Here is a 21,672-nt window from a genome sequence, read left to right as displayed (position 1 = left end):
TATGCAGACTCATGATGCCGATGTGATCATCATTGGTGGCGGCCTCGTGGGCGCCACGCTGGCGCTGGCCCTGGCCAAGGGCGATGTGACGAGCATCGTGGTTGATGCGCAGGATCTGGATTCAACCACGCTGCCGGCCTTTGACGGGCGGGCGAGCGCCATTGCCAGCGCCTCTGGCCGCATGCTGCGGGCACTGGGGCTGGGCGACATATTGGATGCCCATGGCTGCTCGATCCGCGAGATTCGCGTGACCGACGGCACCCACCCGCAGTTCCTGCATTTCGATGCCGGCGAGGGCAATGATCCGCTGGGCACCATGCTGGAAAACCGCATGCTGCGCATCGGCCTGCTGCGCGCGGTGCGGGCCGAGCCCAACGTGCAGTTGCTGGCGCCGGTGACGGTGGCAGGGCTGGAACGCGGCGAGCATGCCGCGACGCTGACGCTGGCTGATGGCCGGGTGTTCCGCAGCGCGCTGGTGGTGGCCTGTGATGGCCGGCGTTCGGCAACGCGCGATGCGGCGGGCATTCCGATTGCCCAGTGGCAATATCCGCATGCCGCGCTGATCACCATGGTCGCCCACACGGTGCCGCACGGCAATGTGGCGTGTGAGCTGTTTTACCCGGAAGGGCCGCTGGCGCTGCTGCCGATGACCGACACCGATGATGGCCGGCCGCGCACCGCCATCGTGTGGACGGTGGACGGCAAGCATATGGCCGCCGCGAAGAAGCTGGGGCCGAAGGCGCTCGCCGCCGAGATTGCCGCCCGCTGCGACGGCACCATGGGCGAGATCGAGGTGATCGCGCCGCAGACGGTGTGGCCTTTGGGTTTCCACCACGCCGCGCGCTACACCGATGACCGCTTGCTGCTGCTCGGCGATGCGGCGCACGGCATCCACCCGATTGCCGGCCAGGGCCTCAACATGGGCTTCCGCGACGTGGCGGCGGCGGCCGAGGTGATCACCAACGCTGCCCGCTCCGGCCTTGATCTGGGCAGCCCGGATGTGCTGGCCCAGGTTTCGGCGTGGCGGATGTTTGACAACAGCCTGGTGTGCGCGGTGACCGACAATCTGAACCGCCTGTTTGCCATTCCCGGCCGGGTGCCCAGCCGGGTGCGGCGTATCGGCCTGTCGGCGGTGGAACGGCTGCCGCCATTGAAGCGATTCTTCATGAACCAGGCGCGCGGCGAGACCGGCAAGCTGCCGGCGCTGTTGAAGGGCGAACTGGTCTAACAGATTGCAGCGTTGTCGGCAGGTGCTGGTGCTCGCAGGGTGCGGCCATGATCGACCGCGACGCACTCCTTGCGAAATATCGGCTTGAGCGGGACAAGCGGCTGCGGCCCGACGGCAACGCGCAATATGTGCGGGTGGCGACGCATTTTCCGCACATGCTGGACGATCCCTACACGCCGCGCGCTGAGCGGGCGCCGGTGACCGACCATGTGCGCTTTGCCATGGTGGGCGGCGGCTTTGCCGGGCTGTGCACCGGGGCGCGGCTGGCCCAGGCCGGCATCACCGATGTGCGCATCATCGAGGCCGGCGGCGATGTCGGCGGCACCTGGTATTGGAACCGCTATCCGGGCGCGCAGTGTGACACGGCCTCGATCATCTACATGCCGCTGCTCGAGGAAACCGGGCATGTGCCGACCGAGAAATATGCCCATGCCCCCGAGATCCTGGCGCAGGCGAAGAAGATCGCACGGACCTTCAACCTGTATGACAAGGCGCTGTTCCACACCGAGGTGGAGCGGCTGAGTTGGGATGCGGCGCGCAAGGTCTGGCTGATCGAGACGGATCGGGGGGACAAGTTCACCGCCGATTTTGTCGGCGTCGGCACCGGGCCGCTGAACGTGCCCAAGCTGCCGGGCATCCCCGGCATCGAAACGTTCAAGGGCCACCAGTTCCACACCAGCCGCTGGGATTATGGCTATACCGGCGGCAGTGCCGAGGGCGCGCCGATGGACAAATTGGCGGCCAAGCGGGTCGCCATCATCGGCACCGGGGCGACCGCGGTGCAGTGCGTGCCGCACCTGGCGCGCGATGCCGGCCGGTTGTTCGTGTTCCAGCGCACGCCCTCATCGGTGGACGTGCGCGCCAACGCGCCGATTGACCCCGACTGGTTCCAGTCCATCGCCACGCCGGGCTGGCAGACCCGCTGGCTGGAGAATTTCGCTGCCAATGTCGGCATGGGCGGCGCGGCCGAGGACTGGGTGCAGGATGGCTGGACCGACCTGTCGCGCCGCATCCGCGCCCGGGTGATGCAGTTGCCGCCCACCGAATGGACGCCGGATAACATCATGAAGGTCTGGGAAATGGCCGATCATGAGAAGATGAGCGAGATCCGCGAGCGGGCGGTGACGGTGGTGGAGGACCGTGCCACCGGCGAGGCGCTGCAGGCCTGGTACCGCCAGCTGTGCAAGCGGCCGTGCTTCCACGATCAATATCTGCAGGCGTTCAACCGGCCGACGGTGACGCTGGTCCACACCGATGGCCAGGGGGTGGAACGCATCGATGAAACCGGCATCTGGGCCGGCGGCCAGCATTATGCGGTGGACTGCATCATCCATTCGACCGGGTTTGAAGTCGGCACCCCCACCGAGGAGCGCGCCGGCTTTGATCCGGTGGGCATTGGCGGGCAGACGCTGTCGCAGGCCTGGGCCGACGGCATGCGCACGCTGCACGGGCTGAACACGGCGGGCTTTCCCAACCTGTTCCTGATCCAGTTTGCACAGGCCGCCAATTTCATCGTGAATGTGCCGCACAACTGGATGGAAACCGGCACCACGGTGGCCAGCATCGTGCGCCACATGACCGACGCCGGCCTTGCCACCGTCGAGGCCGAGGCAGACGCCCAGGCCGCCTGGGTGCAGCTGCTGTTGCAGGGGCCCGGCATGATGATCAACAATCCGGATTGCACGCCCGGATATTACAACAACGAAGGCTTGCCCGTGGACGAGCGGGCGAAATATGCCGTGGGCTATCCGGCCGGGCCGAATGCATTTTTCAGTTACATGAAGGGCTGGCGCAGCGGCGGCCAGTTCAAGGGGCTGCGGTTCGGCTGACCCCGCAACCTTCGGATCCTCCCCCTCTGGGGGAGGTGCCCGCAGGGCGGAGGGGGCTCAAATGTGTCGGCGTGCGCGCCCCCTCCGCCTCCCTGCGGTCGGCACCTCCCCCAGAGGGGGAGGATCAGGCATGATCACCCGGTGGGCGGCAGGAATTCCCGCGCTTCGTCGGCCAGCAGAATCGGCACCCCGTCGCGGATGGGGTAGGCGAGGCCGGCGGTGTCGTTGACCAGTTCCTGGGCGGATGCGTCGTAACGCAGCGGCTGACGGGTGACGGGGCAGACCAGGATGGCCAGCAGCCGGGGATCAAGCGCGGTGCTGCTCATCATTGCAATCCGGTCGGGCCGCTGGAGGCAGCAAAGCTCATCAGCGTGGCCAGCGTCTGGGCGCGTTCGGCCAGCGTGATGGTTTCCAGCAGCGCCTGTTTTTCCGCCGGTTCGAACGGCAGCACGCTGGCCAGCGTCGTCACCAGCGCCTCGTCATCGGCGCTTTGCACCGCGTCCCAATCGGCGGACAGGCCGCGTGCATCGAGATAGGGGCGCAACGCCTCTTCAAGGCCAGCGCGGGTGGCGGGATCGAGCGCAGCAGGTTCGTGGCGATCATCGGCAAAGCCGTGATAATCGGTCATCACCTGGCGGTAGAGCGTGTCCCGCTCCAGCTCGGCCCCCACCCGGAAGCGGCTGACGCCGACCAGCGCGATCAGGATGCGGCCATCATCGGTTTCGCGATATTCGGTGATGCGCCCCAGGCACCCCACCTTGTAGAGCGCCGGCGGCGCACCATTCTTGCCGCCGCCTTTCGGCTGGATCATGCCGATGATGCGGTGCGCGGCGCCGGTGGCGGCCATGGCATCCTTGACCATGGCGAGATAGCGCGGTTCGAAAATGTTGAGCGGGAGCACGCCGCGCGGGAACAGCACAGCGCCGGTCAAGGGGAAGACCGGTACCGCGGCCGGCAACGGCTCAAAGGCTTCGCTCTCGGTCATGCAAACCAGATGGCGCGCAGGGCGGCGCGGGTCTTGACGCTCCACGGATCGGCCAGGCCCACCGCCTCGAACATCTTCAGCAGCTTCTCGCGCGCCGCGCCCTCGTTCCAGGTGCGATCGGCCTTGATGATGACCAGCAAGTGATCGGCCGCCGCATCGCGGTCGCCGCGGGCGGCCAGCGCGCTGGCCAGCTCGAAGCGGGCCTCGTGATTGGCCGGATCAGCCTCCACCGCCTGCATCAGCGGGGCGAGTTCGTCATCGGCCGGCGCATCGGCGGCGAGGGCAAGGGCGGCGCGGGCGCGGGCCACCACCTCGTCCTTCGAGGTTTCGGGCACGGCGGCGAGCGCGGCGGTGGCGCCATCCAGCTTGCCGGCGGCGATCAACGCCAGGGCATAGTGGCCAGCCAGATCTTCCCGCTCCGGCAGTTCCTGCACCAGGGCGCCCAGCATGGCGGCGGCATCATCATGGGCACCGGCCGCGGTGGCTTCGGCCGCAGCGGCGATCAGGGCGGCGATCTGTTCTTCCAGCGCGGCTTCGTCTTCGCTGGCGGGCACGCCGGCCAGCAGGCGATCGACAAAGGCGGTCAGCTCGCGTTCGCCCAGCGCGCCCTGGAAGCCATCGACGGGGCGGCCGTCCAAGAAGGCATAGACGGTGGGGATGGACTGGATGCGGAACTGCGCGGCCAGCATCTGGTTCTTGTCGACATCGATCTTGACGAGCTTCACCTTGGGGGCGCGGGCGGCGACGACCTTTTCGATGAGGGGGCCCAGCGTCTTGCAGGGGCCGCACCATTCGGCCCAGAAATCCACCAGCACCAGCGCGCCCTTCGACGCCTCGATCACGTCGCGGCGGAAGGCTTCGATGCTGGCCTTTTCGGCGGCCGGATTGGGAATGCTGGCCAAGAGGATGCTCCGGTTGGATGACGTGATTGCCATATGGGGGCGGCAGGGGTGGTTTGCCAAGACGGCGCTTGGGCGCAGATATCTGGAAAAAAGGGGCTTGCAAGTCCGCGAAGGCCGGTGCTAGAGGCGCGCTTCCCGGCGACGGGTGAGCGGGTGTAGCTCAGGGGTAGAGCGCAACCTTGCCAAGGTTGAAGTCGAGAGTTCGAATCTCTTCACCCGCTCCAGTCGCTGCGCAGATCGGCTGGCTGCGTGCCGCAGCCAGAATCGATCAAGCTCGGACAGCGAGCGAAAAAAGCGGCCTTCGGGCCGCTTTTTTTGACTCGTCTGACGGCGCGGCTTTGCCGCGCCCTTCCTTCCTTTTCGTGTCCCCCTGAAACGGACTCGGCGGCTTGGCTCGTGCTGTGAAGCCCACGCACGGCCTCCTCCGTCGCTTGTCGCGCCACCTCCCCCAGAGGGGGAGGATCGTCACCCCCATGGACGCCGCCCCCCGCCCGCGTTAGGGAACGGCAAACCTGTATCCAGCGAAGATTGCGCCCCTGCCCGTGAACCTGTTTGCCCATTTCACCACCATCGTCCACGCCGCGCTCGGCCGTCTGGTGGCGGCTGGAACGCTGCCCGATGGCCTGTCGTTTGCCAATGTCGCGGTGGAGCCGCCGCGTGATGCGTCGCATGGCGATCTGGCCACCAATGCCGCCATGGTGCTGGCCAAGCCGGCAGGCACCAACCCGCGCGCCCTGGCCGAAGCGCTGGCGGCGGAGCTGCGCAGCGCGCCGGGGATCCTGGCCGCCGAGGTCGCCGGGCCGGGCTTCATCAACCTGAAGCTGGCTGACAGCGTGTGGCATGATCAGATCAACGCGATGCTGGGCGCCGGGGCCGATTATGGCCGCAGCACGGCGGGTGCCGGCAAGCGCATCAATGTCGAATATGTCTCGGCCAATCCAACCGGGCCGATGCACATGGGCCATTGCCGCGGCGCGGTGGTGGGCGATGCGCTGGCCGGGCTGCTGGCCTTTGCCGGCTGGGATGTGACACGCGAATATTATATCAACGATGCCGGCGGCCAGGTCGATACGCTCGCCCGCTCTGCCCATCTGCGCTATCGCGAGGCGCTGGGCGAAACCATTGAAATTCCTGAAGGTCTTTATCCGGGCGATTATCTCGTCCCCGTCGGCCAAGCCTTTGCCGCCGAATTCGGAAATGCCTATGTGACCGCGCCCGAATCCGAATGGCTGGCGCTGTTCCGCACCCGCACTGTCGCCCTGATGATGGAGCGCATCCGCGCCGATCTGGCGTTGCTGGGAATCGAACAGGATATGTTCTTCTCCGAAGCGTCGCTGGGCGCCAAGGTGGGCGAAGCGCTGGGCTCGCTGAAGGGCAAGGGTCTGATTTACGAAGGCGTGCTGGAAAAGCCGAAGGGCGAGGCCGCCGACGATTGGGAGCCGCGCCCGCAGACCCTGTTCCGCTCGACCGATTTCGGCGACGACCAGGACCGGGCGATGATGAAATCGAACGGCAGCTGGACCTATTTTGCCGGCGATGTCGCCTATCACTGGGACAAGCTGACCCGGGGTTTCGATGCGCTGGTCAACATCTTTGGCGCCGATCACGCCGGCTATGTGAAGCGGATGACGGCGGCGGTGAAGGCGCTGTCGGACGGCAAGGTTCCGCTCGACATCAAGATCGTCAATCTGGTGAAGCTGCTGCGCGCCGGGGAGCCGGTGAAAATGTCCAAGCGGGCCGGCACCTTCGTGACGCTGGGCGAGGTGGTGGAGGAAGTCGGCAAGGATGTGGTGCGCTTTGTCATGCTGACCAAGCGGCCCGAATCGCTGATGGATTTCGATTTCGCCAAGGTGGTGGAGCAGAGCCGCGACAACCCGGTCTTCTATGTCCAATATGCCCATGCCCGCATCGCCAGCCTGGGCCGCAAGGTGGCCGAAGCGGGCATCGCCCTGCCGGCACCGGACCTGGCGCTGCTGGACGGCGACGAACTGGCGGTGGTGAAGCTGGCGGCGACCTTCCCGCGGCTGGTCGAGCAGGCGGCCGAGGCGCGCGAACCGCACCGCATCGCCTTCTGGCTGGGCGATCTGGCCGCCGCCTTCCACAGCCAGTGGAATGCCGGCAATGATGATCCCGCCAAACGCTTCGTGCTGGCCGAGCGGCCGGACCTGACGGCGGCGCGGCTGGCGATGGCGCGGGCGGTGGGCCAGGTGATCCGCACCGGCCTTGGCGTGATTGGTGTTGCCGCTGCCGAGGAGCTGCACTGAGATGGCGAATCGCGATGAGGATGCCCCCTGGCTGGCGGAGGCCGCCCCGCTGAACGCCGGGCCGGCGCCGAAACGCGGCTGGCTGAACATCGCGATTGCCGTGCTGGCGCTGGGCGCGGTGGCGGCGGTGGCGCTGCTGATGCTGCTGGGCCGCAAGGACAATGGCAGCAGCGAAGGCTATATGGAGCCTGACCAGGCCCCGTTGATCGAAGCCGATCCCGGCCCGTGGAAGGTGCCGCCGGCCGACCGTGCCGGCATGGAGGTGGAAGGCGACGGCGAGGTGATTCACGAGGCGGTGCGCGGCCAGGATCTGGGCAGCGTGATCGATATGAGCGCCGTGCCGGAAGAACCGATCGGCCGCCCGCGTGATCTGTTGCCGCCCGAAACCGGCCCCGCCCCGCCGCCATCGGCCCCGCCGCTGGCCCAGCCGCCTGCTGCTTCGCCGGCTGCGGCGCCCGCCGGGCAGCCGGTGCAGGTGCAGATGCTGCCGCCCGCCGGGGCCCGGCCAGCCGCGCCGGTGGCGAAACCGGCTGCCCCGCCGGCGGCAAAGCCCGCGCCGGTTGTGGTGAAGCCGGTGGTGCCGGTGCCGACCAAACCGGCGGCCGCGCCGCCCAAGCCGGCCGTGCCGCCGCCTGCCGTCGCCAAGCCGGCCACGGGTGCGGTGACCGTGCAGATCGGGGCCTTTTCCAGCGAGGCCAAGGCCGACGAGGAATGGGCGCGGGTGGCCGGCAAGGCCGGGCTGACCGGCAAACAGGTGCAGAAATTGACCAACAGCGCCGGCAAGACGCTGTGGCGCGTGCGCGGCCAGGCGGCCGATGCCGACAAGGCGTGCAAGGCGATCCTTGCCGCCAAGGGCGCGTGTGAAGTGGTGAAGAAATGATGCAGCCGGTGTTTTTCGGCCTGACTGGCCTGACGCTGTCGGCCGATGAGGTGGCACTGTTCAAGGCGGCGGACCCGGCCGGCTATATATTGTTCAAGCGCAACATCGACACGCCCGACCAGGTGCGGGCGCTCACCGCGTCGCTGCGCGATCTGGCCGGGCGCGATGTGCCGATCCTGATCGATCAGGAAGGCGGCCGGGTGGCGCGGCTGCGGCCGCCGCACTGGCCGGAATTTCCGCCCGGCGAGGTGTTTGGCCGCCTGTATGACAAGGCGCCGATCACCGCGATCGAGGCGTGCCGGCTGAACGCGCTGGCGCTGGCGGCGCTGCTCCGGGATCTGGGCATCAATGTCGATTGCCTGCCGCTGCTCGACGTGCGCGACCCCGGCGGCCACGACATCATCGGCGACCGCAGCTTTGGCACCGAGCCGCTGGTGGTCGCCGCGCTGGGCAAGGCGGTGCTGGATGGCTTTCAGGCCGGCGGCATCTGCGGAGTGGTGAAGCATATCCCCGGCCATGGCCGCGCCCGGGCGGACAGCCATCTGGAACTGCCGGTTGTGACGACCAGCCGCGAAGAGCTGGAGCGGGATTTCATCCCCTTCCGCCGGCTGGCGAACGCCCCGATGGCGATGACGGCGCACATCACCTACACCGCGCTGGATGCGGAGCGCTGCGCAACGCTGTCACCGGCGGTGATCGATTTCATCCGGCAGGATATCGGCTTTGGTGGGCTGTTGATGTCGGACGATCTGGGCATGCACGCGCTGGGCAATCCGCAATCGGGTGGGCATCCGCCGGGCAGCAACGCGCTGGCCGATTTTGGCGCCCGGGCGCTGGCCAGCATCGATGCCGGTTGTGACATCGCCCTGCATTGTTCGGGCGATTTCGCCGAAATGCGCTCGATTGTCGAAGCCGCGCCGGTGATGGGGGAGGCGGCCGCCGCGCGGCTGGCCGCCGCCATGGCCTGGATCGGCAGCGGGGATGACACGCCGGTGGCCGAATGGGCCGCCGCGCGCGATGCGCTGCTGGCGCTTGCATGAGCGAGGCGGAGGATTTCAGCGAGCCGGTGCGCGCCGCCGTGGCGCCGGGCACGCTGATCCTGCAATTGGGCAGCTGGGAAGGCCCGCTTGACCTGCTGCTCACCCTTGCGCGGGCGCAAAAGGTTGATCTGGCGCAGATTTCGATCCTGGCGCTGGTCGATCAATATCTGGATTTCATCCGCGAGGCCAAGGCGCTGAGCCTGGAGCTGGCCGCCGATTACCTCGTCATGGCGGCCTGGCTGGCGTACCTCAAAAGCCTGCTGCTGCTGCCCAAGGACCCGGAGGCCGAGCCCGATCCGGCCGAGATGGCGCTGAAGCTGCAGTTCCAGCTGCAGCGGCTGGAGGCGATGCGCGAGGCCGGGCAAAAGCTGCTGGCCCGCCCGCAGCTGGGCTGGGACATGTTCCGCCGGCCCAACCCGGAAGGTTTGGCCGAGGAACGGCGCGCGGTGTATGACTGCAGCTATTACGAGCTGATCACCGCCTATGGCGCCATCACCGCGCGGCGGACGAAATCGGTGCATGTGGTGCGGCGGCGGCCGGTGATGGCGCTGGATGAGGCGATGGAGCGGCTGGAGCATCTCTTGGGCCGCAGCCTCGATTGGACCGAGCTGTCCCGCTTCCTGCCCAGCGACCTGGTGGACGAATCCTATGCCCGGTCGGTGCTGGCATCCAGCTTTGTCGCCGCGCTGGAACTGACGCGGCAAGGCAAGGCGACCCTGAGCCAGGGCGCTGCCTTTGCCCCCATCCTGCTGAAGGCCCGGACTGATGGATGAAACTGGCGATCTGGCGCTGACCCGCGCGCTGGAGGCGATATTGTTTGCCGCCGAAGCGCCGATGACGCTGGCCGAATTGACACGGCATGTCGGTGAGCGCGGCGATCTGCTGCCCAGCTTGCGGGCGCTGGCCGAATCCTATGCCCCGCGCGGGATCAACCTGGTGGAGCGCGGCGGGCGCTGGCAGTTCCAGACCGCGCCTGATCTGGGCCATTATCTGCGCACGTCCCGCGAAACCGTGAAAAAGCTTTCCCGCGCCGCGGTCGAGACGCTGGCGGTGATTGCCTATCACGAGCCGGTGACGCGCCCGGAAATCGAGGAGATTCGCGGCGTTGCGGTCTCAGGTGGCACCATCGATGTGCTGATGGAGGCGGGCTGGGTGCGCCCGGCCGGCCGCCGCGAAACGCCGGGGCGGCCGCTGCAATATGCCACCACGCCGGAATTTCTGGCGCATTTCAACCTCGCCACCCGGCGCGATCTGCCCGGCCTGGCTGATCTGAAGGCAGCCGGCCTGCTGGATCGTGAGCCGCCGCGCGAGCTGCCGCTGCCGCTGGGCGGGCGCGAGGAATAGGAAGCTAATGCGCCGCCGGAGAGGGTCGTGCTTGCCGGCCCCCTCCGTCACGCTTCGCGTGCCACTTCCCCCAGTGGGGGGAGGATCGCAGCCTTACTTCTTGAAGAGCGTTTCCGCCGTCAGCGCTTCGGTCGGGATGGTGCCAACGGCGTGGCGTTCGGCCTGCAGCTGGTTGATCAGGGCGGCGCGCTGGGCTTCGGCCTTTTCCGGGTCCACGCTGGTATCGATGCCGGCCTTCTTGGCGGCGGTGGCGACCATGGCGTCCAGCTCGCGCTGGCTGGCCAGGCCCAGAGTCACCGGATCGCGCGCCTGCAGATTGGCATAGTTCCAGTGGCTCTTGTCGCGGATGGCGGCAATCGTCGTCTTGGTGGTGCCGATCAGCTTGGAAATCTGCGCATCGGTGATTTCCGGGTGATTCTTGATGATCCACAGGATGCCGTCCGGCTTGTCCTGCCGCTTCGACACCGGGGTGTAGCGCGGGCCCGAAGTGCGGCGGGCCTGTTCCGGTAGGCGCGAGATGCGCAGCACATGATCCGGATTGGCTTCGCCCTTGGCCAGCTCTTCCTTGGTCAGCTCGCCGGCGCGGATGGGATCGCGGCCCTTCAGCTTGGTGGCGGCGGTGTCGTCGGCGATGGCCTGGATTTCCAGGATGTGCAGGCCGCAGAATTCGGCGATCTGCGAGAAGGTCAGGCCGGTTTCGTCGACCAGCCAGGCGGCGGTGGCGTGGGGCATCAGCGGCAGGTTGGCAGCGGCCATGATCGTGGCTCCTGGTTCGGCGGGCGCGGGCCCGGAAATGGAAACAGCCGCCCCGGGGGGGACGGCTGGACAGGGGGACTTGTAATGGAGGGCGGGCTGTGGCGCAAGGGCGGCCGATATGCAGCCCACGCCCGCACAGCTTGCCGCCCTTGATGCGGCTGATCCCCTGGCCCACGCCCGTGGCCGGTTCCGGCTTCCCGATGGCCTCGTCTATCTTGATGGCAATTCGCTGGGGCCATTGCCGGCCGCCCTGCCCGATGTGCTGGCGGCAACCGTGGCGGGGGAATGGGGCGATGGGCTGATCCGCAGCTGGAATGATGCCGGCTGGATCGATCTGCCGGTGCAGCTGGGCGCGGCCATCGCGCCGATCGTCGGCGCAGAGCCGGACAGCGTGGTGGCCTGCGATTCGGTCAGCCTCAACCTGTTCAAGCTGGCCAGCGCGGCGCTTGGCCTGCGGCCGGGCCGGCGCACCATCCTGATGGAGGCGGATGATTTCCCCACCGATGCCTATGTGATGCAGGGGCTCGGCACGCTGGCCGGCGTGACGCTGAAACGGGTGGCGCGCGCCGATCTGTTGGCCGCCCTGAACGATGATGTGGCGCTGCTGCTGCTGGCCCACGCCCATTATGTGACCGGCCATGTGCATGACATGGCGGCGATGAGCGCGGCGGCCCATGCCGCAGGGGCGCTGACCCTGTGGGATTTGTCGCATTCGGCCGGGGCGCTGGTGGTGCGGCTGGATGCGGATGGTGCCGATTTTGCCGTCGGTTGCGGCTACAAATATCTGAATGGCGGCCCCGGCGCCCCGGCCTTTGCCTATCTGGCGCGCCGGCATTGGGATGCGGCGCTGCCGGCGCTCACCGGCTGGATGGGGCACGCGGCGCCCTTTGATTTTGCCGGGGATTATGTGCCGGCGGCCGGTGCCCGCCGCCTGCTCACCGGCACGCCGCCGATCCTCGCCATGCGCGCGCTGGATGCCGGGGTGGCAAGCTTTGCCGGCATCGATCTGGCGCAGGCCGAGGCCAAGTCGCGCGCGCTGGTGCATCTGTTTGCCGATGGCGCTGCCGCCCTGCCCGGCGTGACGGTGGATGCGCCGCCGGCTGGCCGCCACGCCGCCCATGTCATCATCCGCCATCCCCAGGCCCGCCGCGTGATGGCCGCCCTGATCGCCCGCGGCGTGGTGGGCGACATGCGGCCGCCCGATGCCATGCGCTTCGGTTTCCCGGCGCTCACCACCCGTTATGCCGATGTTGGGCTGGCGCTGGCCGCGTTGCAGGCGGTGCTGGCCAGCGGGGAATGGCAAGAGGAGCGCTTTGCGCCGCGCGGGATGGTGAGCTGATCAGCGTTGGCGGGCCCGGGCATGGGCTTCTGCCCGGTTGAGCAGCACATCAAGATCATCGGGGGCGACATCGAAACTGTCGCCCATTTCGGCTAGGGCCGCATCAATGTCATCGCGGTGGAATTGCGGCGCCACTGCCGGTGGTGGCCGGTGGGGATAGCTGTGGCCCGAGAGGCGGTGCCAGCCCCACCCCGCCAGGACCAACGCGACCGAGTTCAGACCCACCGGCAACAGTGGAAACCATGGCCCAGCTGCGGCAAGCAGCGGTGATCCCAGCACCGTGGTGAGGGCCACCGCACCGCCCGGCGGATGCAGGCAGCGCAGCAGGCTCATGGCGATGATGGCAACGCCCACGGCGATGCCAGCCGCCAGCGCCGGCACTGGAACCAGAGACACGGCAATCAGGCCGACGAGGGCCGAGACCATATTGCCCCCGATCACCGCCCAGGGTTGGGCCAATGGGCTGGCCGGCACGGCAAACACCAGCACCGCCGATGCGCCGATGGGCGCCACCAGGACAAGGCCGGGGGAAGTGGCCATCGGCACCAGCCCCGACGCCAGCGCCACCAGTGCGATGCCGGCCACAGCGGCCAGACCGGCGCGCAACCGGTCGGCCAGCGTTGCCCCCGCCAGCCGCGGCAACCAGCGGCGCGGATCAGCCATCAATCTGCAGCACGATCTTCCCCACATGCGCGCCGGCTTCCATGCGGCGGTGCGCTTCGGCGGCGTCGGCCAGTGGGAAGACCATGTCGGTCACCGGCGTGATGCGACCGGCGGCGAAGGCCGGCCAGATCACGCCTTCCAGCGTTTCGGCAATCGCCTGCTTGAACGCGATTGGGCGTGGCCGCAGCATCGAACCCGTCAGCACGAGCCGCTTGCGCATCACGAGCGCCAGGTTGACCTCCGCCGTTGGCCCGCGCTGGAAGGCGATACTCACGTGCCGGCCATCATCGGCCAGGCAGGCGATGTTCTTCGGCACATAATCGCCGCCCACCATGTCGAGCACGATGTCCACGCCCTTGCCGCCGGTCAGCGCGAGCGCCTCGGCAGCGAAATCCTGGCTGCGGTAATTGATGGCGTGGGCAGCGCCGTGGGCGCGGGCGGCGGCACATTTCTCGTCGCTGCCGCAGGTGGCAATGGCGGTCAGGCCGATTTCCTGCGCCAGCTGCAGGGCGGTGATGCCGATGCCGCTGGTGCCGCCGTGGATCAGGATCGTCTCACCGGGCCGGGCATGGCCACGGTCCATCACGTTTGACCAGACGGTGAACCAGGTCTCCGGCAGTCCGGCGGCATCGGTCATCGCCATGCCGGCCGGCACCGGCAGACATTGCCCGGCCGGCGCGACGCAATATTCGGCATAGCCGCCGCCCGCCACCAGCGCGCACACCGCATCACCGGGGCGCCAGCGCGTGACATTCTCCCCCACCGCCACCACGGTGCCGGCGATTTCCAGCCCCATGATCGTCGGCGTGCCGGGCGGCATCGGATACAGGCCCAGCCGCTGCAGCACATCGGGCCGGTTCACCCCGGCGGCTGCCACCTTCACCAGCACATCGCCCGGGCCGGGCTGGGGCACGGGGCGCGAAACCGGCACCAGCACCTCCGGCCCTCCAGGTGCTGCGGGATCGATGGCGGTCATGTGGTTGGGAATGGTCATGGCTGCACCATGCCAGCCCGGCAGCGACGGTCAATGCTTGCAGAATATGCGCAGCGCACATATGTCGCGGGCATGAGCAATGATGATCTGGCCAACCAGCTGGGCGCACTGGCGCTTGCCCTTGCCGACGACATGCGGGCCGCAGCGGAAACCGCGGCCGGAGAGCCTGGCCCGGCGGCTGCCGCGCTGGTGCTTGCCGGCCATGTGCCCGATCTCAGCATCTCGGCGCTGGCGCCGGCGGTGGGCCTGTCCCACCCCGGTGCGGTGCGGCTGGTGGACCGGCTGGTCGCCGATGGGCTGATGCAGCGGCAGCAATCGCCGCAGGATCGCCGCGCCGTGCAGCTGCAGCTCACCCCGGCCGGCCGCGACCGGGCGATGGCGGTGCAGGCGGCCCGCACCGCGCCGCTGCGCCAGCTGGTGGCGATGCTCGATCCCGGCGAAGCCGATATGCTGGCCGGGGCGGTGGCGCGCCTGCTGGCAGCGCGAGTGGAGAGCGAGGCCGACGCGCTGCGCCTGTGCCGCCTGTGTGACCATGATCGCTGTGACACCTGCCCGGCGGAGCGGGTGCTGTCCGACTAGTATATGCGTGACGCATATTTAATTTGGTGAGCCGACTGGGGAGATATATGCTTGGCGCATCCTTTTTGGGAGATGTGCTATGACCACCACCCGCAATGTTGCCGCCGGTGAACATCTGCTGCGCGGCGCCCTGATCCTGTTTTTCCTGGGCTTTGGCCTCTACAAGTTCACCGCGGTCGAAGCCGCCGCCATCCAGCCGCTGATGGCCAACAGCCCGTTCTTCAGCTGGCTCTATGCGCTGTTCAGCGTGCAGGGCGCTTCCAATCTGATCGGCGTCTATGAGGTGGCTGCGGCGTTGTTGCTGCTGGCGCGGCCCTGGTCGGCGCGGGCCGGGCTGATCGGCAGCCTGATGATTGCCGTGGCGCTGTTTGGCACCCTCAGCTTCCTGTTCACCACGCCCAATGCCGGCGGCGACCTGCAGGGCTTCATCCTGAAGGATATCGGCCTCCTGGCCATTGCCCTGTGGTCAGCGCTGGAAAGCCGCGCGGCGCTGCCGGCCGCCCGTTCCAGGCTCGCCATGGCCTGATCACGCCGTCCCCCCCGGCTTGACGACATGCCCGCCGCGCGCCAGCGTGGCGGGCATGTTCGATGATGATCTGCCCAGGAAGAAACATGACCTCCTCGCCGATCTGGCGCGGGAGGATCTGGACCGTCTGTCCATCGCCGATCTGGATGAGCGCATCGCCGCGCTGGAGGCCGAACTGGCGCGCGCCAGGGCCAAGCGCGACGGCGCCGCCAGGTTCCGCGCCGCGGCCGACAGTCTGTTCAAGTCATGACCGGCCATCAGACCTCATTGGGCACGCATGATTATGCGCCCGATGCCCGCAACGAGCGCATCCTGATCAACGTCAACGGCGTGCTGCGCCCGCGCGCCGAAGCGATGGTGAGCGTGTTTGATTCGGGCTTCATGCTGGGCGACGGCGTGTGGGAGGGCCTGCGTGTCCATGCCGGGCGTGTGGCCTTTCTCGACCAGCATCTCGACCGGCTGTGGGAAGGTGCCAAGGCCATTTTCATGGACATCGGCATCAGCCGCGACGAGCTGGAACGGCGGATCTACGCCACCATCGACGCGAACGCGATGACCGCCTGCCATATCAGGCTGATGGTGACGCGCGGCCTGCGCTCCACCCCCTATCAGGATCCCCGTGTGGTGGTGTCGCCTGCCACCATCGTCATCATCGCCGAGCACAAGGATCCGCTGCCGAGCACCATCGAGAAGGGCATCCGCCTTGCCACCGTGCATGTGCGGCGCGGTTATCCGGACGTGCAGGACCCCAAGCTGAACAGCCATTCGAAGCTGAACTGCATCACCGCCTGCATCCAGGCGACGCAAGCCGGGGCGGACGAGGCGTTGATGCTGGATCCACACGGCTTTGTGGCGACATGCAATTCCACCCATTTCTTCATCGTGAAGCGCAACCGCCGCGGGGTGCAGGAGGTGTGGACATCGAGCGGCGATTATTGCCTGGCCGGCATCACGCGCGGCAACGTCATCCGCGTGTGTGAGGATCATGGCATCCCGGTGTTTGAAAGGAATTTCAGCCTGACCGATGTCTATTCGGCGGATGAGGCCTTTGTGACCGGCACCTTTGCCGGCGTGGTGCCGGTGACCAGCATCGACGGCCGGCCGCTGACCCCGGCGCGCGGGCCGATGGTGGAGCGGCTGCAGGGCCTGTATCGCGCCCTGATCGAAGCCGATGTGGCGGCGCGGGGGCGGCCGTGACCATCCGGATCGCCATGTGGTCGGGCCCGCGCAACCTGTCGACCGCGATGATGCGCAGTTTTGGCGCCCGCAGCGACTGCCATGTCAGCGACGAGCCTTATTATGGGGCGTATCTGAAGCAGACCGGCGATGATCACCCGATGGCGGCCGAGGTCATCGCCGCCATGGACTGCGACTGGCACAGCGTGACCGCCGCGCTGTCGGGCGCGTGCGAACGGCCGGTCTGGTATCAGAAGCACATGGTTCACCACATGGTCGGGCCGGTCGATCTGTTCCGCCTTGCGGGCTTTCGTCATTCCTTCCTGATCCGCGCGCCGGAACGGGTGATCGCCAGCTATGCCGCCAAGCGGGAGGTGGTGACGGCGCAGGGGCTGGGCTTTGCCAGGCAGCGCGACTGGTTCGAGCGGCTGGCCGACCAGGCGGGCCAGGCGCCGCCGGTGGTTGATTCGGCCGATGTGCTGCGCGATCCGGCCGGCACGCTGGCCCGGCTGTGCGCGGCGCTGGGAATCGCCTGGGATCCCGCGATGCTGCGCTGGCCGCCGGGGCCGCGCGCCACCGATGGGGTGTGGGCACCGCACTGGTATGGCCGGGTGCTGGCCTCCACCGGCTTTGACGCAGCGGAAGGTCCGCCTCCGGTGCTGGACGGCGAGGCAGCGCGGGTACGCGATGAATGCCGGCCGCATTATGAGGCGATGGCGGCGCACCGGCTGTAGGCCGTGAACGCATTAATATCATCCCCCGGGACGGGCTTTTCAGCCCCGAGGCGAGTGAGCAAGCGCAGCGGCGGTAGCCAAAGCTACCGCACAAGCGCAGCGAGCGCTGCATCGGGGCTGAAAAGCCCGCCTGCGGTGGCCCGGAGAAGCCAAATCAACGTCGTCAGTCGGCTTGCCGGGGGGCGCTGCCCCGCCCGCGCCGCCCGCCAATGCCGATTTGGCTTCTCCGGGCCATCACGGGGGGTGATATTTATGCGTTCACGGCCTAGCCCAAATCAAAAGCGACAGGTTGCCGGGGGCTGACGCGCGCGTAATCTGCGCCGCGTCATGACCTGGGGAGTGGACCCGTGAACTTCGATTTTTCCGACGAAGCCAAGGAACTGGGCGAACAGGCGAAGAAGCTGCTCGCCGAAAAGGCCGGCACCGGCCCGGCGCGCAAGGCGATGGCGGCCGATGCGCCGGCCATGGACGCTGCGCTGTGGAAGGAGATCAGCGAGCTGGGCTGGACGGCGGCGCGCGTGCCGGAAGCCCATGGTGGCCTCGGCCTGTCCGTCGAGGAAGTCGCCCAGCTGGCCGAAGCCGCCGGCGGCAGCCTGGCGCATGTGCCGCTCGTGTCCACCCTGCTCGCCACCGAAGCGCTGGTGCTGGCCGGCACCGAGGCACAGCAGGCCAAATGGCTGCCTGGCATCGCCAGCGGCGAGACCATCGCCTGCGTGGCGTGGAGCGAGCCCGGCGCGGTGAACCCGGCCAATGTGCGGACCGAGGCACTCAAGGGTTCAGGGGGGGGCGGCAAGCTGTCCGGCGTGAAGCAGCCGGTCGCCGATCTGGCCGTTGCCCATGTCGCCATCGTGGTGGCAGCTGGCGCGGATGGCCCGCAGCTCTACATTGTCGATCTGAAGGGCGCCGACACCGCGGCGGTGGAAACGGTTGATCTCGTCCGCCGCCATGGCCGGCTGACGCTGAACGCCACCCCGGCCGAGGCGCTGGGCACGGCCGGCGATTATCAGGACTGGCTCGACCGCGCGGCGGTGATCCTGGCCTATGAAGCCATCGGCACCGCCGGCGCGGCGATGGCAATGACGGTGGATTATGCCAAGACCCGCGTTGCCTTTGGCCAGAAGATCGGCCGCTATCAGGCGGTGAAGCACAAGTGCGCCGACATGTATATCAAACTGGAACTGGCCCGCGCCCATGCCCTGCATGGCCTGGCCATGATCGGCACCAACGGCGCCGAATTGCGCCAGGCTGCGGCAGCGGCGCGCGTCGCCAGCCTCGATGCGCTGGCCTATTGTGCCGAGGAGAATGTGCAGCTGCACGGCGGCATCGGGTTCACCTGGGAAAGCGATTGCCAGTTTTATTACCGCCGCAACCGGGCGCTGGTGGCCGCGCTGGGCCCGCGCGGCTGGTGGGCGGAACGGTTGGTGCGCGCGCTGGAACAGCGCAACCGCGCGGCCGCGTGATTGGAACAGGGGAGAGGCAAGATGGATTTCAACGACACCCCACAGGAAGCCGAATATCGCGCCACGGTGCGCGCCTGGCTGGAAGCGAACGCCGCCGAGTATCGGGAGCCGCCGGCCGAAAGCTGGAAACTGCCCGAATTCATCGCGCGTTCGAAGGCCTGGCAGGCCAAGAAGCACGCCGCCGGATATACCGGCATCACCTGGCCCAAGATGTTCGGCGGCCAGGGCCTGACGCCCATGCACAGCATCATCTATGGCCAGGAGGAAAGCCGCTGGCACGTGCCGCAGGGCCTCTATTCCATTGGCCTTGGCATGTGCATCCCCACCGTCTTCACCCACGGCCAGCCCGAGGTGATCCAGCGTTATGTGCCGAAAGCGCTGCTGGGCGAGGAGGTGTGGTGCCAGCTGTTTTCCGAACCGGCCGCCGGGTCTGACCTTGCCGGCATCCGCACCAAGGCGGTGCGCGATGGCGATGAATGGGTGATCGATGGCCAGAAGGTGTGGACCAGCTTTGCCCACGCCAGCGATTTCGGCATCGTTGTGACCCGCACCGATCCCAGCATGCCCAAGCACAAGGGCCTGACCATGTTCATCGTGAACATGAAGGCGCCGGGGGTGACGGTGAAGGGCATCAAGCAGATGTCGGGCGGCAGCGATTTCAACGAGGTGTTCTTCGACGGCGTGCGGGTCCATGATTCGCACCGGCTCGGCGCTGTCGGCGATGGCTGGAAGGTGGCGCTGACCACGCTGATGCACGAGCGTCTCGCCGTTGGCGGCAAGCCGCGCTATGCGCCCGGCTATGAAACGCTGATGAAGCTGGCGCGCGGTGTGGATGCCCCCGATGGCAACCCGGCGATTGCCGCCAGCGATGTGCGCCAGAAGATCGCCCAGACCTATATCAACGACCAGGGCATCAAGCTGACCCAGATGCGCGCGCTTTCGGCGCTGTCCAAGGGCCAGGTGCCGGGGCCGGAACAGTCCATCTCCAAGGTAGTGGTGGCCAAGACCATGCAGGATCTGGCCAGCTTCGCCCTCGATCTGTCGGGCGGCGATGGCTTCGTTGCCGGGGCGGACGCCGATCCGGAACTGGCCAAGCTGCAGGGCAGCTATCTCGGTTCGGCCGGTCTGCGCATTGCCGGCGGGACGGACGAAATCCTGAGGAACATCATCGCGGAACGCGTGCTGGGCCTGCCCGGCGACATGCGGCCGGATAAGGACACGCCGTTCAACCAGGCGGTGACGGCATAACCGCCACAGGCGGGACAAATTGGGGCGCTGGCCAGCCGGACGGCGCCCCTTTTGCTGTCAGGTCGCCGGGCAGCCTTCCGGCACCGGGGCCAGGCTCAATTCGGCGCGGGCCTTTTCCAGATCGGCCTTGTAGGCCGGCGTGTCCTCGATGCGCTGGTAGAGCGCGGTGGCCATCAGCCGCCCGCCCACCACGTCCGACGCCCAGTGCACCCGGCAGGCGATGCGCAGATCGCCGGTCGCCTTGCCGAATTTCAGGATCTCGGCGCTGCGTGATGGCCGCGCGTCCGACAGGATCAGGCCCCACAGCCAGCCCACCGCGGCATGGCCGGACGGATAGGCAAAGCCGAGGGGCTTGCCGCCATCCTTGGCATGATCAGGGTCACAGGCCTTGCCGCCATCGGTGGTGAACGGGCGCGGGCGCTTGTAATAATCCTTGGCGGCGAACACGGCGCGGCCCAGATCGGTGCCGGCGCGGCGCAGCAGGGCCATGGTGGCCGGCGTGGTTTCGGCCGACAATTGCGCCCCCAGCGCGCAGCTGATTTCCTTGACGAAACTCGGGCTCGTCACGCTCAGCTGGCCGATGGCGCGCTGCCAATCGGGGCCGCCGATGCCCTTGCGGCTCTGGCGATAGACGAATTGATCCGCCTTGGCCTCGCTGCTGCCGGCGACGGGCGGTGGCGGCAACAGGCGCAGCATGCTGAGCGGCTGCATGCGTTCGACATAGCCGGCCGGCCCGACACTGACGCTGATTGGTGGCGGCAACGGCGGCGCGGGCTGGGCGGCAGCGGCGCTGGCGGTGAGCAGCAGGGGCAGGATCAGGCGCATGATATCCCTTTCATCAGCAGTAAAAGGCCGGTGGCGCGCTGGCCAGTTCGGTGCGGGCCCGGGCCAGATCGGCGCGATAGGCCGGGGTGCTGGCAATCTGGCGATGGAGCAGCTGGGCCAGGCTGCGGCCCGCCGCCACGTCAGACGGCCAGTGCACCCGGCAGGCCACGCGCAGCTGGCCGGTTTCGCGGGCAAAACCATCGAGTTCGGATGCCCGGGCGGGGGCGACATCGGCCAGCACCAGCGCCCATAGCGCCGATGTGGTGGCATGGCCCGATGGATAGGCAAAATCCGGGTTGCCGGCCAGGTCGCAGGCCTCCCCACCATCGGTGGTGAAGGGGCGCGGGCGGCTGAACTTGTCCTTGGCGGCGTTGACGGCGCGGCGGGCATCCTGGGCGCTGCGGGTGAGCAGCGCGAACAGGTGCGGCGTCAGCTTGGGATCGATCTGGCGGCCAAAGGCGCAGCTCAGCTGCTGGCGGTAACCGGGCAGGTTCAAGGAGCGTTGCGCCTTGGCGCGCTGCCAGTCGCGGCTGCCGATGCCGCTGGCGGCGGCGGCATAGGCGGCGCGATCCTCCCGGTCGGCGGCGCTGCCCGGTGCCGGCGGCGGCGGCACGGCCTTCAGGACGGCGTTGCTGGCCGGCGGCGCCAGATAGGGGGCCGCCCCCTTTTGCACCAGGCCCTGGCCAACGGCCGGCATGGCCAGCAGCGCCGCGGCCAGCATGACGGATCGCGCGATCATTCTTGTCCCCATGCCGGCATCTTGCCTGCGCTGGCGGCTGTCTGGCCAGAAAAAACCGCCATCCGGCCCGCGCCGTCGCCTGTGCCGCCATGCCACAGCTATAAAAGCGGCCAGCTGGGCCGTTTGCCCCTTGATGTTTGGCCGCCCCGGGCAGACATTGG

At 68.0% G+C, this 21,672-nt stretch carries 23 protein-coding genes and 1 tRNA gene; 16 read left to right on the top strand and 8 right to left on the bottom strand.

What is annotated here, in order from left to right; translation table 11 throughout:
- Position 1 precedes the first annotated feature (1 nt).
- Together AC6BOR_RS09095 and AC6BOR_RS09090 are read left to right on the top strand one after the other, a co-directional pair.
- Positions 2 to 1,228, top strand: a complete 1,227-nt coding sequence (locus tag AC6BOR_RS09095) for a UbiH/UbiF/VisC/COQ6 family ubiquinone biosynthesis hydroxylase (RefSeq protein ID WP_498058146.1) — start codon at positions 2 to 4, stop codon at positions 1,226 to 1,228.
- Between the two features lie 47 nt (positions 1,229 to 1,275).
- Positions 1,276 to 3,057 (top strand): flavin-containing monooxygenase, encoded by a 1,782-nt coding sequence (locus AC6BOR_RS09090; protein WP_498058145.1) that lies wholly within the window; start codon positions 1,276 to 1,278, stop codon positions 3,055 to 3,057.
- A gap of 134 nt (positions 3,058 to 3,191) precedes the next feature.
- Here the strand turns inward: AC6BOR_RS09090 and AC6BOR_RS09085 are convergent, their stop codons facing one another.
- Genes AC6BOR_RS09085 through AC6BOR_RS09075 form a run of 3 tightly spaced genes read right to left on the bottom strand, consistent with a single transcriptional unit; the run spans position 3,192 to position 4,977 of the window.
- Positions 3,192 to 3,383, bottom strand: coding sequence for a Trm112 family protein (locus AC6BOR_RS09085; protein WP_086115357.1), 192 nt, complete (start codon positions 3,381 to 3,383; stop codon positions 3,192 to 3,194).
- Positions 3,383 to 4,042, bottom strand: a complete 660-nt coding sequence (locus AC6BOR_RS09080) for an LON peptidase substrate-binding domain-containing protein (protein WP_086115356.1) — start codon at positions 4,040 to 4,042, stop codon at positions 3,383 to 3,385. Before AC6BOR_RS09080 ends, AC6BOR_RS09085 begins: the two co-directional genes overlap by 1 nt.
- Entirely contained in the window at positions 4,039 to 4,977 is a 939-nt protein-coding gene (locus AC6BOR_RS09075) for a tetratricopeptide repeat protein (RefSeq protein WP_498058144.1), read from the bottom strand. The genes AC6BOR_RS09080 and AC6BOR_RS09075 overlap by 4 nt, the downstream gene beginning before the upstream one ends.
- A gap of 116 nt (positions 4,978 to 5,093) precedes the next feature.
- Here AC6BOR_RS09075 and AC6BOR_RS09070 point away from each other — a divergent pair.
- The 6 genes from AC6BOR_RS09070 (at position 5,094) to scpB (ending at position 10,472) form a co-directional block, all read left to right on the top strand.
- Positions 5,094 to 5,168: transfer RNA gene (locus tag AC6BOR_RS09070), tRNA-Gly, on the top strand.
- A gap of 318 nt (positions 5,169 to 5,486) precedes the next feature.
- Complete coding sequence (gene argS, locus AC6BOR_RS09065; RefSeq protein WP_498058143.1) at positions 5,487 to 7,208, top strand: arginine--tRNA ligase; 1,722 nt, start codon at positions 5,487 to 5,489, stop codon at positions 7,206 to 7,208.
- Position 7,209: 1 nt separating this feature from the next.
- Complete coding sequence (locus tag AC6BOR_RS09060) at positions 7,210 to 8,088, top strand: SPOR domain-containing protein (RefSeq protein WP_498058142.1); 879 nt, start codon at positions 7,210 to 7,212, stop codon at positions 8,086 to 8,088.
- Positions 8,088 to 9,128 (top strand): glycoside hydrolase family 3 N-terminal domain-containing protein, encoded by a 1,041-nt coding sequence (locus AC6BOR_RS09055; RefSeq protein ID WP_498060638.1) that lies wholly within the window; start codon positions 8,088 to 8,090, stop codon positions 9,126 to 9,128. The genes AC6BOR_RS09060 and AC6BOR_RS09055 overlap by 1 nt, the downstream gene beginning before the upstream one ends.
- The gene (locus AC6BOR_RS09050) at positions 9,125 to 9,901 is read left to right on the top strand and encodes a segregation and condensation protein A (RefSeq protein ID WP_094474250.1); all 777 of its coding nucleotides are present in this window, start codon (positions 9,125 to 9,127) and stop codon (positions 9,899 to 9,901) included. The genes AC6BOR_RS09055 and AC6BOR_RS09050 overlap by 4 nt, the downstream gene beginning before the upstream one ends.
- Positions 9,894 to 10,472, top strand: a complete 579-nt coding sequence (scpB, locus tag AC6BOR_RS09045; RefSeq protein WP_094474251.1) for an SMC-Scp complex subunit ScpB — start codon at positions 9,894 to 9,896, stop codon at positions 10,470 to 10,472. The genes AC6BOR_RS09050 and scpB overlap by 8 nt, the downstream gene beginning before the upstream one ends.
- A 93-nt stretch (positions 10,473 to 10,565) precedes the next feature.
- Here scpB and AC6BOR_RS09040 read toward each other — a convergent pair whose 3' ends face one another.
- Positions 10,566 to 11,228, bottom strand: a complete 663-nt coding sequence (locus AC6BOR_RS09040; protein ID WP_498058141.1) for a cell cycle transcriptional regulator TrcR — start codon at positions 11,226 to 11,228, stop codon at positions 10,566 to 10,568.
- Between the two features lie 118 nt (positions 11,229 to 11,346).
- Between AC6BOR_RS09040 and AC6BOR_RS09035 the strand changes: the two genes are divergently transcribed.
- Positions 11,347 to 12,567, top strand: coding sequence for an aminotransferase class V-fold PLP-dependent enzyme (locus AC6BOR_RS09035; protein ID WP_498058140.1), 1,221 nt, complete (start codon positions 11,347 to 11,349; stop codon positions 12,565 to 12,567).
- Here AC6BOR_RS09035 and AC6BOR_RS09030 read toward each other — a convergent pair whose 3' ends face one another.
- Both AC6BOR_RS09030 and AC6BOR_RS09025 read right to left on the bottom strand, forming a co-directional pair.
- The gene (locus tag AC6BOR_RS09030) at positions 12,568 to 13,230 is read right to left on the bottom strand and encodes an HPP family protein (protein WP_498058139.1); all 663 of its coding nucleotides are present in this window, start codon (positions 13,228 to 13,230) and stop codon (positions 12,568 to 12,570) included.
- Complete coding sequence (locus AC6BOR_RS09025) at positions 13,223 to 14,224, bottom strand: NAD(P)H-quinone oxidoreductase (protein WP_498058138.1); 1,002 nt, start codon at positions 14,222 to 14,224, stop codon at positions 13,223 to 13,225. Before AC6BOR_RS09025 ends, AC6BOR_RS09030 begins: the two co-directional genes overlap by 8 nt.
- A gap of 72 nt (positions 14,225 to 14,296) precedes the next feature.
- Between AC6BOR_RS09025 and AC6BOR_RS09020 the strand changes: the two genes are divergently transcribed.
- The 7 genes from AC6BOR_RS09020 to AC6BOR_RS08990 all read left to right on the top strand — a co-directional run bounded on the left by AC6BOR_RS09020 (position 14,297) and on the right by AC6BOR_RS08990 (position 19,947).
- The gene (locus AC6BOR_RS09020) at positions 14,297 to 14,803 is read left to right on the top strand and encodes a MarR family winged helix-turn-helix transcriptional regulator (RefSeq protein ID WP_498058137.1); all 507 of its coding nucleotides are present in this window, start codon (positions 14,297 to 14,299) and stop codon (positions 14,801 to 14,803) included.
- A 79-nt stretch (positions 14,804 to 14,882) separates the two neighbouring features.
- The gene (locus tag AC6BOR_RS09015) at positions 14,883 to 15,329 is read left to right on the top strand and encodes a DUF417 family protein (RefSeq protein WP_498058136.1); all 447 of its coding nucleotides are present in this window, start codon (positions 14,883 to 14,885) and stop codon (positions 15,327 to 15,329) included.
- 55 nt (positions 15,330 to 15,384) lie between these two features.
- The gene (locus AC6BOR_RS09010; protein WP_498058135.1) at positions 15,385 to 15,579 is read left to right on the top strand and encodes a DUF1192 family protein; all 195 of its coding nucleotides are present in this window, start codon (positions 15,385 to 15,387) and stop codon (positions 15,577 to 15,579) included.
- Positions 15,576 to 16,526 carry an aminotransferase class IV gene (locus AC6BOR_RS09005; RefSeq protein ID WP_498058134.1) on the top strand — a complete coding sequence of 317 codons (951 nt, stop codon included), beginning with the start codon at positions 15,576 to 15,578 and terminating at the stop codon, positions 16,524 to 16,526. The genes AC6BOR_RS09010 and AC6BOR_RS09005 overlap by 4 nt, the downstream gene beginning before the upstream one ends.
- Complete coding sequence (locus AC6BOR_RS09000) at positions 16,523 to 17,239, top strand: sulfotransferase-like domain-containing protein (protein WP_498058133.1); 717 nt, start codon at positions 16,523 to 16,525, stop codon at positions 17,237 to 17,239. The genes AC6BOR_RS09005 and AC6BOR_RS09000 overlap by 4 nt, the downstream gene beginning before the upstream one ends.
- Positions 17,240 to 17,586: 347 nt before the next feature.
- Complete coding sequence (locus AC6BOR_RS08995; protein WP_498058132.1) at positions 17,587 to 18,699, top strand: acyl-CoA dehydrogenase family protein; 1,113 nt, start codon at positions 17,587 to 17,589, stop codon at positions 18,697 to 18,699.
- Positions 18,700 to 18,720: 21 nt separating this feature from the next.
- On the top strand, positions 18,721 to 19,947 hold the full coding sequence (locus AC6BOR_RS08990; RefSeq protein WP_498058131.1) for an acyl-CoA dehydrogenase family protein: 1,227 nt from the start codon (positions 18,721 to 18,723) through the stop codon (positions 19,945 to 19,947).
- A 57-nt stretch (positions 19,948 to 20,004) separates the two neighbouring features.
- Here the strand turns inward: AC6BOR_RS08990 and AC6BOR_RS08985 are convergent, their stop codons facing one another.
- Positions 20,005 to 20,772: an acid phosphatase gene (locus tag AC6BOR_RS08985; RefSeq protein ID WP_498058130.1), complete on the bottom strand. Its 768-nt coding sequence runs from the start codon at positions 20,770 to 20,772 to the stop codon at positions 20,005 to 20,007.
- A 13-nt stretch (positions 20,773 to 20,785) separates the two neighbouring features.
- Positions 20,786 to 21,511 carry a phosphatase PAP2 family protein gene (locus AC6BOR_RS08980; protein WP_498058129.1) on the bottom strand — a complete coding sequence of 242 codons (726 nt, stop codon included), beginning with the start codon at positions 21,509 to 21,511 and terminating at the stop codon, positions 20,786 to 20,788.
- Positions 21,512 to 21,672 lie beyond the last annotated feature (161 nt).

Source organism: Sandarakinorhabdus sp. FBCC-B8862 (assembly GCF_059745315.1).
The sequence above is the reverse complement of the archived record's forward strand: the minus strand, read 5'-3'. Positions and strand labels throughout refer to the sequence as shown.

What these genes read in the sequence shown, in the direction of transcription:
- AC6BOR_RS09015 (WP_498058136.1), top strand. Translation starts at nt 14,883, where the DNA reads ATGACCACCACCCGCAATGTTGCCGCCGGTGAACATCTGCTGCGCGGC.
- AC6BOR_RS08990 (WP_498058131.1), top strand. Translation starts at nt 18,721, where the DNA reads ATGGATTTCAACGACACCCCACAGGAAGCCGAATATCGCGCCACGGTG.
- AC6BOR_RS09040 (WP_498058141.1), bottom strand. Translation starts at nt 11,228, where the DNA reads ATGGCCGCTGCCAACCTGCCGCTGATGCCCCACGCCACCGCCGCCTGG.
- AC6BOR_RS09030 (WP_498058139.1), bottom strand. Translation starts at nt 13,230, where the DNA reads ATGGCTGATCCGCGCCGCTGGTTGCCGCGGCTGGCGGGGGCAACGCTG.
- AC6BOR_RS08980 (WP_498058129.1), bottom strand. Translation starts at nt 21,511, where the DNA reads ATGATCGCGCGATCCGTCATGCTGGCCGCGGCGCTGCTGGCCATGCCG.
- scpB (WP_094474251.1), top strand. Translation starts at nt 9,894, where the DNA reads ATGGATGAAACTGGCGATCTGGCGCTGACCCGCGCGCTGGAGGCGATA.
- AC6BOR_RS09090 (WP_498058145.1), top strand. Translation starts at nt 1,276, where the DNA reads ATGATCGACCGCGACGCACTCCTTGCGAAATATCGGCTTGAGCGGGAC.
- AC6BOR_RS09050 (WP_094474250.1), top strand. Translation starts at nt 9,125, where the DNA reads ATGAGCGAGGCGGAGGATTTCAGCGAGCCGGTGCGCGCCGCCGTGGCG.
- AC6BOR_RS09020 (WP_498058137.1), top strand. Translation starts at nt 14,297, where the DNA reads ATGAGCAATGATGATCTGGCCAACCAGCTGGGCGCACTGGCGCTTGCC.
- AC6BOR_RS08985 (WP_498058130.1), bottom strand. Translation starts at nt 20,772, where the DNA reads ATGCGCCTGATCCTGCCCCTGCTGCTCACCGCCAGCGCCGCTGCCGCC.
- AC6BOR_RS09075 (WP_498058144.1), bottom strand. Translation starts at nt 4,977, where the DNA reads ATGGCAATCACGTCATCCAACCGGAGCATCCTCTTGGCCAGCATTCCC.
- AC6BOR_RS09055 (WP_498060638.1), top strand. Translation starts at nt 8,088, where the DNA reads ATGCAGCCGGTGTTTTTCGGCCTGACTGGCCTGACGCTGTCGGCCGAT.
- AC6BOR_RS09080 (WP_086115356.1), bottom strand. Translation starts at nt 4,042, where the DNA reads ATGACCGAGAGCGAAGCCTTTGAGCCGTTGCCGGCCGCGGTACCGGTC.
- AC6BOR_RS09095 (WP_498058146.1), top strand. Translation starts at nt 2, where the DNA reads ATGCAGACTCATGATGCCGATGTGATCATCATTGGTGGCGGCCTCGTG.
- AC6BOR_RS09010 (WP_498058135.1), top strand. Translation starts at nt 15,385, where the DNA reads ATGTTCGATGATGATCTGCCCAGGAAGAAACATGACCTCCTCGCCGAT.
- AC6BOR_RS09025 (WP_498058138.1), bottom strand. Translation starts at nt 14,224, where the DNA reads ATGACCATTCCCAACCACATGACCGCCATCGATCCCGCAGCACCTGGA.
- AC6BOR_RS09005 (WP_498058134.1), top strand. Translation starts at nt 15,576, where the DNA reads ATGACCGGCCATCAGACCTCATTGGGCACGCATGATTATGCGCCCGAT.
- AC6BOR_RS09085 (WP_086115357.1), bottom strand. Translation starts at nt 3,383, where the DNA reads ATGAGCAGCACCGCGCTTGATCCCCGGCTGCTGGCCATCCTGGTCTGC.
- AC6BOR_RS09035 (WP_498058140.1), top strand. Translation starts at nt 11,347, where the DNA reads ATGCAGCCCACGCCCGCACAGCTTGCCGCCCTTGATGCGGCTGATCCC.
- AC6BOR_RS09060 (WP_498058142.1), top strand. Translation starts at nt 7,210, where the DNA reads ATGGCGAATCGCGATGAGGATGCCCCCTGGCTGGCGGAGGCCGCCCCG.